This is a genomic window from Duganella vulcania, from assembly GCF_009857655.1.
GTDB classification, from domain to species: domain Bacteria; phylum Pseudomonadota; class Gammaproteobacteria; order Burkholderiales; family Burkholderiaceae_D; genus Rugamonas; species Rugamonas vulcania.
Genome location: NZ_WWCX01000046.1, coordinates 12,614 through 25,739, shown reverse-complemented (window position 1 = coordinate 25,739; position 13,126 = coordinate 12,614). Strand labels below are relative to the sequence as shown.

Here is a 13,126-nt window from a genome sequence, read left to right as displayed (position 1 = left end):
AAATATGGTTACGTTAATCGACTAAGTGTTTCCGTTTCCACTTGTTCCAGCATACCCTGATGAAGCCGATCCTGAGTGGTTGGGAGTTTGTCAGGTTTTGATATCCCGCTTATTTAACTATGCTAAGTGTCTGTATTTTAGGAGAAGATTGTGCGTCCATGGATTTTCCACCGCGCAATACATTAAGCATAAGGCCGAATGTAAGAGCGTTGATTTCCTCCGTTGAAATATGCAGTTCGCTTGCGACCGTCTGTTTCGAAATTCCGTCTTCACGTAATGCCGAGAAAACCTTTTCTAAAATTACTGACTTCTCGTGAGGACTACCGTCGGGCTCCTCCTTGCGATATCCCTTTTCACCTAGCTGTATACATAAAGTTCTGTACGTCCAATCACTCGTCATTCCCAGTGAATGCATTCTGTAGTTCAAAGCAGCAACCGAAACGTTCCAAAACTTCTTGTGGCGAACTAACGCAGGTAAAGTCGCTGCCCTAGGAGCATTGCTCAAGACACTCTTCCTGGGCATCAAAAATGCTGACGCGAATGCGTTTGCCTCTCGTTCCAATTCTGGGCCATGAGATTGTCCATGGCGATGGAGTACTAAGTGCCCAAGTTCATGTGCCGCGTCAAACCGACAATGTTCAGCAGATTTATATGTATTCAAGAATATGAAAGGCTTTCCTCCGTACCACATGGAAAAGGCATCCACCTCTTTTGCATCAATAGCTAAAGAGTAGACTCTAATGCCCTTTGACTCTAGCAGGGCGATCATATTTTTTGCAGGTAGTTCTCCAAGCCCCCATTGTGATCGTAGCGCTTCGGCTGCTGCCTCGGGTTCATTTGCCGACGTTGGCGTTGGAAATGGTATGCCCTCTTGCAGAGTTGAACTTTGCGCTAACCGAGTAAGCCGGATAGGCTCTCGTCCCAAATCCGGTAAATCATGTGAAGGTAAGTTGAATTTAGACTCAATCCATTCATTCAACATCAATGCTATAGATCCGGCCCCAAGTGCCACATCCCGTTGACGGGCGCTCATCTTGGTCATTGACCTGAAACTAGCGATGTCAGGAGTAAGCTCCTCAGGATCAGCATCTAAGAAAAATGACTCAGGAAAACCGAGTGCACTAGCGATTTTAGTTAAGGACTGCGACTCGGGTTGCTGATCGCCCTTTTCGTAGGCGGAGATGGAGCGCTCGCTAATCTCTACAAGTTCAGCGAGGTCTTTCTTTTTCATTCCTCGCCGTTTTCGGGCGAGGGTTAGGCAAGTGGGATTAAACATTCAACTAAGCGGACTTTTTGCTAATGACGATATCGATATCAGGTTGATCAGGTGGATTGATTTGCACAGGGTCGCCGTCCAACTCGATCTTGCCTAACAAGATGCGCTCAGACCACAAGGCGATCATCCCATCATCGCTGATTTCCGTAGGGCGCGAAAGTTCCGAATGAATTCCGCTTTTTGTAACGCGGTGCAGCAGCACCCAGGTGTCACGGGGAGTCTCCGTGTCCACTTCTTTCACAGGAAGCAAATCCGCAAACATATCGGCTTGGCGATTAGACTCAACAGCAGCAATAGTGTGGCGACCTTTCGGGCTTTTATTCGATGGCGTGCGCTCGACCTGCGCAACATTATCATCCCCCGACGCTACGGCAATAGCCATCGTTCCACTTGGATTACGGGTCAGTTCATACTGGCCTTCGTCCAACTTTTGCCATCCCTCCGGCACCAGCAGATCACGTAATGCCGCAATTGTCTCCGCAGTCATCACTTGGTAGCGGTACAAGCGAGGGTGATGATTCGTTGTGCGAACGCGGTATAGATTGGCTTGCCTGAGCGCTTCCAAAAGAAGTTCTTCCTTCAGGCCCAGTTCTGCTAGACGTGTCGAGACATCGGCGGGGTCGTGCACAATTTTGGCAGTCTGCATAATGTTCCTTTCAGGATTGATGGCTTCCGATAATTTTACCGCATTTGTGGTTGGAAAAACGGAAGTGTGCGAGCTATTTTCGCATGAGCTCTTAATTGTACTCAGCCGGACGGTCTGGAGTTCGCTTTCGTAACCAGTGTTTTAAGCGGAAGTTAGCTGCGTACACCTGACTGCCGATGAGGAGACGCTGATGCAGGTAACACGATTGTGAGCTGATCGCTATGCAGTAGGGGAGCAGTCCCTTGGACAATGGGACAATTTGGACGGCCGAACACTTTGGCGGCCGAATCGCCGGGAGCACTGAAACAACAGAGGATGTGAGATTTCGCGTGTTTTTCAGATGAGCAAGAATGTTACCCTCCTAGTAGCCGAGCTAGACCAGGCGCGGCCGGTTGTTAACGCCGGCCACTACAAGACCGCTACCGGAGAAATTAGTGATCAATCAGATAGATATTGCGAGCTTTGGAAGCTTCCAAGGCTTGGAATGGAAGAAGAGCGTTCGGGACAGTGGTAAGAACGTCAAGTCCTTCCAGCGTCTGAACATCCTTTATGGACGCAACTACTCAGGCAAGACGACTCTCTCCCGGGTTTTTCGTGCGCTGGAGATGCGTAAGATCCCGCTAAACCACTTCAGTACGTCCTTTACCATTTACGGCGACAAGGGTAACGTCACCCAGGCGGGACTTGGTAGCCATAATTACGATGTGCGAGTCTACAACCGCGACTTTGTGAACGACAACCTGAGCTTTCTGGTCAATCAGCAGATCGGCGGCGAGATCAAGACGTTTGCAATTGTCGGTGAGAAGAATAAGGAAATTGACGACGCCATCGCCGCGATCGAGGCCAAGCTTGGGAGTGTGGAAGCCAAGGTGGGCCTTCGCTTTGACCTTGAGGCAAAGAAAAAAGAACGTGATCGCAGCAAAAGCAGTTACAGCACCGCGTCCAGCGCACTTGAAGACAAGCTGCGCTCCCACGCCAACGACAAGATAAAGAAGAATCGTCAATACGGTGCGGCTGTCTATAACATCGAAAGCATTAAAAAAGACATTATCACAATCAAAAAGCCAGGATTTATTGCGCTGACGACTGAAGAACAAGCGGCCAAACATTCCCTTCTCAAACAAGAGGCGCTACCAGACATTACAAATACCCTTACCATCGCCCTACACTTCGAGACACTAAGAGCGGTCGTCGAGCCGCTGCTTTCCCAAACGATAACGCCTACAAAGCCTATTCAAGAGCTACTTAACGACAGTGTATTGCAACTTTGGGTCAAACAGGGCATCGGACATCACCGTGACAAACGAGACACCTGTGCTTTCTGCCGTCAAGAGTTGCCCCCCGACCTATGGCAAGTGCTTGACCAGCACTTTAGCAAGGAGTCGGGCGATCTTGAAACGGCTTTGGAGGCAGCAATTTCTTCTGTCTCTGACGAGATCAAAGCCATTGCTGGCTTAGTCACTTTTGAAAATGCGCAGTTCTACGCTGAGGAACGCGCCGCTTTCGAATTAAGCAACAAGGCCATCTTTGATGCGCTGGGAATTTACAAGAAGGACTTGGATATCCTGAAGAAGTCGCTGGAAACTCGCAAAAACAACCTGTTCCAGCCAGTAATGCTGAAGCAGTCGTCGCATGACCTCACAGAAATCGAAAAGCATGTTGATGCTATAAATAGTTTGATTGTTGCAAACAACGGTAAGACGAAAACTCTGGAGAAAGATAAGGCGGCCGCCAGGGATTCATTGCGGTTGGCTGATGTGTCCGCGTTTGCTGACGCGATAACATATGATGCGGAGCTGGTGCGGATAGGGACACTCAAAACCGAGTCAGAGGCGGCGAGTACGGCCTATACCGGCGCGGAGGAGGGGATTCGTGACGCAGAGGCAGAGGTCGACAAGCTTCGAGCTAAGCAGAAAGACGAGCGTAAGGGAGCCGAGCGGGTCAACTCCCTGCTCAATAATTTCTTTGGTCACGACGGCATCAAACTTGAGGCCAGAGACGGTACGGATAAAGTCACCGTCAAGTTTGAAATCACTCGGAACGGCAAGGCTGCGTACAACCTCAGTGAAGGCGAGTGCAGTTTAATCGCGTTCTGCTACTTCATTGCCAAGCTTGATGAGCCGGAAAGTAAAGGCAAGGAACTAATCATTTATATTGATGACCCGATCTCGAGCTTGGATGGCAACCATATTTTCTTCATGTTCAGTTTGATTGAAAGTTTGATTGCAAAACCTACAAAAAATGACGACGGCTCTAACGCGTACCGATATAAGCAGCTTTTTATATCAACACACAATCTGGACTTCCTCAAGTATCTCAAACGCTTGTCAATTCCCAAGAAGAAGATACCTGCTGGAGAAGGCAAGACTAAGAGTGCCGATGACAATGAGCACTTCATGATCGAGCGCAATGGAGCCTCAAGCAATATCTTACTGATGCCGTCCTATCTAAGAGATTACATTACTGAGTTCCACTATCTTTTTCATCAGATATATAAGTGCAGGGACCAAGCTGCGGCGCAAGTGAGCCACGAACCGTTTTTTGGTTTTGGAAACAATCTTCGTAAATTCCTTGAGGCTTTCTTGTTTTTCAAGTTTCCCTATCATGACGATAAAAACGACGCCTTTGAGCGTATCAGGAAGTTCTTCGGAGAAGAGGAAGATACGGCTATAGCGCTTATAAACCGCCTTAATAATGAGTTCTCTCACCTTGAAGCCGTGCCCGACAGAGGCTTTAAGCCGGTAGAGATCCCTGAGATCGCTAAGGTTGCTAACTATGTCTTAGACAAAATCTACAAATCCGACTCAGTTCAATATAACGCTCTGCTAAAGAGTATTGGTGAACCCGAGCGAGTCGCGTGATCGCATCGCGCGGTCAGCCTTTCATCGATGAGTTTTAAATGTTGTGTACTAGGAGCGTTAATGAAATATGCGTTGCGAACTGCGAACGGAGATGCTGGCGAATTTTTCTTTGCCTACAAAATCGCAAGTGTATTGAAGTGGCCGTGTAGGCTGTTTGATATCGACATTGGAATTGATGCCCAAGTTGAAATTGTTGATGAGGAGGATGAGACAAGCACCGGGAGGTTCGTTGCTTTTCAAGTGAAGGCGACGAGTGTAGAAGAACAGAATTGTCGATATGTCAGCACGCGACAACTCACCTATTGGCAGGCACTTGATCTGCCTGTTTTCGTTGTGCTTGTAGATCTGTCGGCGGAGAAACTGTATTTGCATCAAGTGCTTTCGAATAGAAATTATCCGCCCGCAACCGAAAAAGGGCTGGTGCGCATCGAGTTCGATCTCGTTAATGATGTTTTCACGAAAGATAGTGGAGCGGTCATTGCTGCTGCGTCTGAAAAAATGGCACTATCCCATGTTCGTAGGCACCTTGACATAGTCGAGGAAGGCATTAAGGAGATTCGTGAGGCCATCGCGGACGCAGACGAAAACCCTGATGCGCCGGGGCTTATCGAGTTGATGGAAGGACGAACAGTGTTGCGCAAGGAATTAGCGCAGGCGGGGGCGTTGGTACGTGCGCTGCGGGCAGGCAAAAAAGAGTGGAAAGCGGTGGCAGACGATCTTGATAAGGCATTGCAAGAGTTAGGCGGCTATATGCAGGATTGGAACATGCATAGGGACTGGGATGATCATGGCAACATCATGAGATTCATCGAAGAACTGAAGTGATTCGCAGCAGCCCGGGCTTGATCTGTCCAAATAAAGTTGAGCGAGAAAATCCGGTCTGTATTGTCAGGGCCCTCATTCTGCGCGATGGGGGCGGACACTTGGGCGACTTGGTCGATAGCGGGGCGGGAACTGCGCGAGCCGGAAATAGACCGGACACGAGGACTTTCTGTCGCGGAAACAAAAACGCCGATCTGCATGGATCGGCGTTTCTTGAGGTATTTTCTTGGTGGCCCGGGGCGGAATCGAACCACCGACACAAGGATTTTCAATCCTCTGCTCTACCAACTGAGCTACCAGGCCAAGGAGCAGAATTATAGCAGGCTTAAGCGAAATTGCAAGGGCGAATTTCTCGGGCGCACAAACGTTATAATATTCGGATGACTATTCCATCCTCCCCCGCCGCGCGCGTTACCGAGAGCGATATCTGTATTGTTGGCGATGGCGCGATTGCCAAGACCGCCGCGCTGGGCCTGGCCCAGGCCGGCTTCAGTGTCACGCTGCTCGGGCCGCCGTCGCCTCCGGCCCGGCCGGCCGCCGCCGATCCCGGCTGGGATGCGCGGGTTTATGCGCTGAACCACACCGCCCACAATCTGCTGTCGTCGCTGAAGGTCTGGCAGGCGCTGGACCACGCCCGCGTGGCGCCGGTCGACGCCATGATCGTCCACGGCGACGGCGCCCAGGCCGGCGGCCTGGCCTTCGACGCCTACGGCGCCCACACCGGCACGCTGGCCTGGATCATGGAAGACCGCAACATAGGGCAGGCGCTGGACGCCGCCCTGAAATTCGCGCAGAACGTGCGCATGGTCCAGGGCCGCGCCACCGGCCTGCTGCGCGGCGACGACAGCGCCTCCGTGCACCTGGACGACGGCTCCAGCATCAAGGCCGCGCTGGTGGTCGGCGCCGACGGCGCCCAGTCGTGGGTGCGCGGCCAGTGCGACATCGGCCTCGATTACCGCAGCTACAACCAGCGCGCGGTGGTTTCCAACTTCGCCTGCGCCAAGCCGCACCACGGCGCCGCCTATCAATGGTTCACCGGCGCCGAGGGCATCGTGGCGCTGCTGCCGCTGCCGGGCGACCAGGTGTCGCTGGTGTGGTCGGCGCCGGAGGCGCTGGCCGATACGCTGCGCGCCGAATCGGCCCAACAGATCGCCGACCGCCTGGCCGTCTACGCCGCCGACAAGCTGGGCGCCCTGACGCCGCTGCAGCCGGAGCTGGTGCGCGACTTCCCCCTGCGCCTGATCCGTCCGCACGCCATGAGCGCGCCGCGCGTGGCGCTGGTGGGCGACGCCGCGCACGTGGTCCATCCGCTGGCCGGCCATGGCATGAACCTGGGCTTCGCCGACGTGGCGCAGCTGGTCAAGACGCTGGGCGAGCGCGAGGCGCAGCGCGGCATCGGCGACACCCGCGTGCTGGCCCGCTACGAGCGCGCCCGCAAGGAAGACGTGCTGCTGATGCAGCTCACCACCGACGGCCTGGCGCGCCTGTTCGGGGCGGATATCGAGCCCCTGCGCGTGGTTCGTAATTTCGGATTAAACTTGCTGGATAAATTACCCGTGCTGAAGCGCCGCCTGATCTCCCACGCGATGGGAAAATAGGCCCGCGCCAGTGGGTTCGTGTAGTCATCGGAGATGTTATGAGAAAAAGTAAGACCGTTTTGCTGTTGTTGTCGGCGCTGATGGCGTCCTGCGTGAGCGCGGAAACCCCATCCACGGATGCGATCAAGAAGCTGGTCGAGCCGCGCCTCGGCGCGAACGTGAAAGTCGATTCGATCAAGGAGACGCCTTACAGCGGCCTGTATGAAATCCGCATCGGCAACGACATCCTGTACACCGACAAGACCGCGACCTATCTGTTCTCCGGCCACGTGTTCAACCTCACCACCAGCACCGACCTGACCAAGGAACGGCTGGAGGAGATCAACAAAATCAAGTTCTCCGACCTGCCGCTGGACAAGGCCATCAAGACGGTCAAGGGCGACGGCAAGCGCGTGATCGCGGTGTTCGAGGATCCCAACTGCGGCTACTGCAAGCGCTTCCGCCAGACCACGCTGAAGGAGACCGACAACATCACGGTCTACACCTTCATGTACAACATCCTGGCCGACGACTCGTTCACCAAGTCGAAGAACATCTGGTGCGCGCCGGACCGCAGCAAGGCCTGGGACGACTGGATGGTCAACAACAAGGCCGCTCCCGCCGCGGCGGAAGCCTGCGAATCGCCTAACCAGGACGTGCTGGCGCTGGGCCACAAGCTGGGCGTCTCCGGCACCCCGGCCATCTTCTTCGCCGACGGCACCCGCGTACCCGGCGCGATCGACACCAAAGCGCTTGAAGAGAAGTTCGCCAAGATCAAGCAGTAACAGCAGCCAAACCAGCGCATCGCCCACAGGAGAACCGAATGATCACTTTGAACATCAATGGTAAAGACATGCAGATAGACGCCGATCCCTCGACGCCGATACTGTGGGCTTTGCGCGATAACCTGAATATGACCGGCACCAAGTTCGGTTGCGGCGCGGCGCTGTGCGGCGCCTGCACCGTGCACCTTGGCGGCCAGCCGGTCCGCTCGTGCGTGACGCCGATTTCGGCCGCCGCCGGCCAGAAGATCACCACCATCGAGGCGATGGAGTCCGACAAGGTCGGCAAGGCCGTGCAGGCGGCGTGGGTCAAGCTGGACGTGCCCCAATGCGGCTACTGCCAGAGTGGCCAGATCATGAGCGCGACCGCCCTGCTGCGCACCAATAAATCCCCCTCCGACGCCGACATCGACAACGCCATGAGCGGCAATATCTGTCGATGCGGGACGTACCAGCGCATCCGCGCAGCCATCAAAGACGCAGCTAAAACCATCGCCTAAGGAGAATCGCATGCGTATCGAATGGCTTAACCAGGAATCGATGGCGGGTGTGGAGACTTCCGGCGGCGTGTCGCGCCGCGGCTTCATGAAGGCGGGTGCGGTGGCGGGCGGCGGTTTGGTGCTGGGCTTCTTCATCCCGGGCGCGGGCCGCTTCGCCAATGCGCAGCAGCCGCCGGCCAAGGTGTATCAGCCGAACGCCTTCCTGCATATCGCGCCGGACAACAGCGTGACGGTGCAGGTCAACCGGCTTGAATTCGGCCAGGGCGTGCAGACGTCGCTGCCGATGCTGATCGCGGAAGAACTGGATGCGGATTGGTCGAAGGTCAACGGCGCGCTGGCGCCGGCCGGCGATCAATACAAGGATCCCCTGTTCGGCATCCAGATCACCGGCGGTTCGGGCAGCATCGCCCACTCCTACACCCAGTACCGCGAGATCGGCGCCAAGGCGCGCGCGATGCTGATCGCGGCGGCGGCCCAGGAGTGGAAGGTCGCGCCCGAGCAGGTCAAGACCTCTAAAGGCACGCTGACCGGCCCCGCCGGCCAGAAGGCCACCTACGGCGCGATGGCCGATGCGGCCATGAAGCAGCCGGTGCCCGCCGCCGTGAAGCTGAAGGATCCCAAGGATTTCAACTTCATCGGCAAACCGGTGAAGCGCCTGGACGCGAAAGACAAATCGACCGGCAAGCAGCAGTTCGGCATGGACTTCAAGGCGCCGCACAGCAAGGTCGCCGTGGTGGCGCGGCCGCCGGTGTTCGGCGCCAAGGTCGCCAAGTTCGACGCCTCGAAGGCCAAGGCCATCAAGGGTGTGATCGAAGTGGTGGAAGTGAAGACGGATCGCGGCGGCAGCGGCGTGGCGGTGGTGGCCGACGGCTACTGGCCGGCCAAGATGGGCCGCGAGGCGCTGGTCATCGACTGGGACACCAGCGGTGTGGAAAAAGTCAGCACCGACAAGCAGTTCGCCGAGTTCAAGGCGTTGGCGCAGAAGCCCGGAACGCCGGCGCGCAAGGCCGACACGTCCAAGCTGGCCGGCGCCGCGAAGAAAATCTCCGCCGTCTATGAGTTCCCGTATCTGGCGCACGCGCCGATGGAGCCGCTGAACTGCGTGGTCGACCTGCGCGCGGACGGCTGCACCGTGTGGGCCGGTTCGCAGTTCCAGACGATGGACCAGGGGGCCGTCGCCGCCACCGCCGGCCTGAAACCGGAGCAGGTGGTGCTGAACACGATGATGGCCGGCGGCGGTTTCGGCCGCCGTGCCGTGCCAACCTCTGACTATCTGGTGGAAGCGGTCAACGTCGCCAAGGCCTGGAAGGCCGCCGGCAAGACGGAGCCGATCAAGGTGATCTGGAGCCGCGAGGACGACATCAAGGGCGGCTACTACCGTCCGTCGCACGTGCACCGCGCCGACATCGGCATGGACGACAAGGGCAATATCGTGGCGTGGGATCACGTCATCGTCGGCCAGTCCATCCTCGCCGGCACGCCGTTCGAGCCGATGATGGTCAAGGACGGCATCGATTCCACCATGGTCGAGGGCATGGGCGAACCATATGAGGTGCCGTTGAACCTGAGCGCGCATAGCGTCAAGGCCAATGTGCCGGTGCTGTGGTGGCGTTCGGTCGGCTCCACGCACACGGCCTTCGTGATGGAGACGCTGATCGACGAAGCAGCGCACGCCGCCAGGATGGACCCGGTCGCGTATCGCAAGAAGCTGCTGGGCGAGAAGGGCAAGCGCCACATCGCCGCGCTGGACCTGGCGGTCGCCAAGTCCGGCTATGGCAAGAAGGCTTTACCTAAAGGCCAGGCTTGGGGCGTGGCGGTGCACGAGTCGTTCAACACCGTGATCGCGTATGTGGTGGTGGCATCCGTGAAGGATGGCACGCCCAAGCTGCACAAGGTCACGGCCGGCGTGCATTGCAACCAGGCGGTCAATCCCTTGACGATCGAAGCGCAGATCCAGGGCGCCGCGTTGATGGGCCTGGGCATGACGCTGCCTGGCGCCGCCATCACGCTCAAGGACGGCGTGGTGGAGCAGCAGAACTTCAGCGACTACACGGTGGCGCGCATGACGGACATGCCGGCGATCGATGTGCACATCGTGCCGTCCAACGATCCGCCGACCGGCATGGGCGAACCTGGCTTGCCGCCGCTGGCGCCGGCCTTCGCCAACGCGCTGTTCAAGTTGACCGGCAAGCGTTTGCGCAAGCTGCCGTTCGATCTGGCCAGCGCTTGAGCCGCACTGGATGGCACTGGTAGGGATATTGCTGGCAGCCGGGCGGGGTAGGCGTTTCGATCCGTCCGGCGTACAAAACAAACTGCTGCAACCGCTGGAGAATGGCGACGCCGTCGTCGCGGCCAGCGCAAGGAACATGCTGGCCGCGCTGCCGCGCGTGGTGGCCGTGGTCCGCCCGGACGACGGCCAGGTGGCGGCGCTGCTGGGCCGCCTGGGGTGCGAGGTGCGCGTGTGCGCGGACGCCGATCTTGGCATCGCCGCCTCGCTGACGACGGCGGTCGACTACACCCGGGGCGCGGAAGGCTGGCTGATCGGCCTGGGCGACATGCCCCACGTGCAGCCTGATACCATGCGGGCCCTGGCCGCGACCATCGAACGGGGCGCCCGCATCGCGGCGCCCATCCATGAAGGACGGCGCGGCAATCCGGTCGCCTTCAGCAGTTATCATTTGCCGTTGCTGCTGGCGCTGGAAGGCGACCAGGGCGCGCGCGAGATTTTAAAAAGCCATGCGGTGAGCGAACTGGTAGTCGACGATGTCGGCGTGGTGCGCGATATCGATACGCCGGGCGATTTGTAAAACAAGGACCGAGATGAAGAAACCTAACAAGAATACCCCGGCGATCGCCTACAGCATCGTCGGACACGACCTGGCCGCCCACCTGTTCCACGTCACGCTGACGGTGGACGCGCCGGCCGAAGGCGGCCAGGTGTTCGCCTTGCCGGCCTGGATCCCTGGCAGCTACATGATCCGCGAATTCTCGCGCAACATCGTGCGTATCCGCGCCGAGTCGGATGGCCAGCCGGTGGCGCTGGCCAAGCTGGATAAGCACTCGTGGCAGGCCGCGCCGCTGAAGGACCACGCGGCCTCGCTGACGCTGCATTACGAAGTCTATGCCTGGGATATGTCGGTGCGCGCCGCGCATCTGGACCAGAACCACGCCTTCTACAACGGCACCAGCGTGTTCCTGCGCGTGCTGGGCCAGGAAGACCTGCCGCACGTGGTGGACATCCAGCGCCCGGCCGACGAAGCGGCCAAGACCTGGCGCGTGGCGACCTCGCTGCCGGAGCTGAAAGCGAAACGTTATGGTTTTGGCACCTACATCGCGTCGAACTACGACGAGTTGATCGACCACCCGGTGGAGCAGGGCGACTTCGCGCTGGCCACGTTCAAGGCGCACGGCATCCCGCACGACATCGTCATCAGCGGCCGGGTGCCGAACCTGGACCTGCCGCGCCTGAGCGCCGACCTGAAAAAGATCTGCGAAACCCAGATCGCCTTCTTCGAACCGAAGTCCAAGAAGGCGCCGATGGACCGCTACGTCTTCATGACGCAGGCCGTCGGCGACGGTTACGGCGGGCTGGAACACCGCGCCTCGACGGCGCTGATCTGCGCCCGCGCCGACCTGCCGAGCACGGCGTCGGCCGGCAAGGAGATCAGCGACGGTTATCTGCAATACCTGGGCCTGTGCAGCCATGAATACTTCCATACCTGGAATGTGAAGCGCATCAAGCCGGCGGCATTTGCTCCATATAACCTGCAGGTCGAGAATTACTCGCCGCTGCTTTGGCTGTTTGAGGGCTTCACCAGCTATTACGACGATTTGATGCTGGTGCGCGCCGGTGTTATCGCCGAACCGGCTTATTTCAAATTGCTGGGTAAAACCATCGGCAGCGTATTGCGCGGCAGCGGCCGCACCAAGCAAAGCGTGGCTGATTCCAGTTTTGATGCCTGGGGTAAATATTATCGCCAGGACGAGAATGCGCCGAATTCAATCATCAGTTATTACACCAAAGGTTCGCTGATCGCGCTGGCGCTGGATTTGAGTATCCGCGCTAAAACCGGCGGCAAGAAATCGCTGGACGATGTCATGCGCGCATTATGGCAGCGTTATGGCCGCGATTTTTACGAGGGCGGTGGACGTGGAGTTACTCCGGCCGAAGTGGAAGCATTATTCGATGAAATCAGCGGCGGCCGCTTCAAGCCATTCTTCGATAAATATATCCGTGGTACGGAAGATCTGCCGTTGGCGAAAATGCTGGCGCCTTTCGGCGTCAAATATAATGACGAGCGCAAATCGGCCAAGCCCAGCCTCGATGTTAATCTCGGCAAGGACGGTAACGACTGCAAATTATCCAGCGTGCACGAGAATGGCGCCGCGCATCGGGCGGGATTATCGGCAGGCGATATATTGATGGCGGTCGATGGATTGCGCGTCACCGCCGCCAATCTGGAAACGCTGCTATCCCGCTATGGCGTGGGATCGGAAATTGAAATCCACGCCTTCCGCCGCGACGAATTAATGACCTTCACCGCCACGCTGCAAGGCGACCGGGTTCCGGGCATCAGCCTGTCGCTGGACCCGGCCGGCAAGAAATCCACCGGCCCGTTACGGCCCAGCGCAGCGCGTTAATTTCACGTCCGGGGCGAGTCC

General features: G+C 57.4%; 10 protein-coding genes and 1 tRNA gene. 8 read left to right on the top strand and 3 right to left on the bottom strand.

The features are described from left to right. Positions 1-109 precede the first annotated feature (109 nt). Positions 110-1,276, bottom strand: coding sequence for a helix-turn-helix domain-containing protein (locus GTP90_RS21725; RefSeq protein WP_161085496.1), 1,167 nt, complete (start codon positions 1,274-1,276; stop codon positions 110-112). A gap of 4 nt (positions 1,277-1,280) precedes the next feature. Then, positions 1,281-1,922: a hypothetical protein gene (locus tag GTP90_RS21720; protein ID WP_161085495.1), complete on the bottom strand. Its 642-nt coding sequence runs from the start codon at positions 1,920-1,922 to the stop codon at positions 1,281-1,283. Positions 1,923-2,356: 434 nt separating this feature from the next. Between GTP90_RS21720 and GTP90_RS21715 the strand changes: the two genes are divergently transcribed. Together GTP90_RS21715 and GTP90_RS21710 are read left to right on the top strand one after the other, a co-directional pair. Then, the gene (locus tag GTP90_RS21715; protein WP_161085494.1) at positions 2,357-4,783 is read left to right on the top strand and encodes an AAA family ATPase; all 2,427 of its coding nucleotides are present in this window, start codon (positions 2,357-2,359) and stop codon (positions 4,781-4,783) included. Between the two features lie 60 nt (positions 4,784-4,843). Beyond that, the gene (locus GTP90_RS21710) at positions 4,844-5,608 is read left to right on the top strand and encodes a DUF4365 domain-containing protein (RefSeq protein WP_161085493.1); all 765 of its coding nucleotides are present in this window, start codon (positions 4,844-4,846) and stop codon (positions 5,606-5,608) included. A 224-nt stretch (positions 5,609-5,832) separates the two neighbouring features. Here the strand turns inward: GTP90_RS21710 and GTP90_RS21705 are convergent. After that, positions 5,833-5,908 (bottom strand) — tRNA-Phe (locus GTP90_RS21705). 77 nt (positions 5,909-5,985) lie between these two features. Between GTP90_RS21705 and GTP90_RS21700 the strand changes: the two genes are divergently transcribed. From GTP90_RS21700 to GTP90_RS21675, 6 genes are read left to right on the top strand one after another with little or no spacing between them, the layout of a single operon-like run. After that, positions 5,986-7,203 (top strand): FAD-dependent monooxygenase, encoded by a 1,218-nt coding sequence (locus GTP90_RS21700; RefSeq protein ID WP_161085492.1) that lies wholly within the window; start codon positions 5,986-5,988, stop codon positions 7,201-7,203. Between the two features lie 38 nt (positions 7,204-7,241). Beyond that, the gene (locus tag GTP90_RS21695) at positions 7,242-7,967 is read left to right on the top strand and encodes a DsbC family protein (protein ID WP_161085491.1); all 726 of its coding nucleotides are present in this window, start codon (positions 7,242-7,244) and stop codon (positions 7,965-7,967) included. A 38-nt stretch (positions 7,968-8,005) separates the two neighbouring features. Beyond that, entirely contained in the window at positions 8,006-8,464 is a 459-nt protein-coding gene (locus GTP90_RS21690) for a (2Fe-2S)-binding protein (RefSeq protein WP_161085490.1), read from the top strand. A 10-nt stretch (positions 8,465-8,474) separates the two neighbouring features. Then, positions 8,475-10,694, top strand: a complete 2,220-nt coding sequence (locus GTP90_RS21685) for a xanthine dehydrogenase family protein molybdopterin-binding subunit (protein WP_161085489.1) — start codon at positions 8,475-8,477, stop codon at positions 10,692-10,694. 10 nt (positions 10,695-10,704) lie between these two features. Further along, positions 10,705-11,271 (top strand): nucleotidyltransferase family protein, encoded by a 567-nt coding sequence (locus tag GTP90_RS21680; protein WP_161085488.1) that lies wholly within the window; start codon positions 10,705-10,707, stop codon positions 11,269-11,271. 13 nt (positions 11,272-11,284) lie between these two features. Continuing rightward, positions 11,285-13,105 carry a M61 family metallopeptidase gene (locus tag GTP90_RS21675; RefSeq protein WP_161085487.1) on the top strand — a complete coding sequence of 607 codons (1,821 nt, stop codon included), beginning with the start codon at positions 11,285-11,287 and terminating at the stop codon, positions 13,103-13,105. Positions 13,106-13,126: the final 21 nt, after the last annotated feature.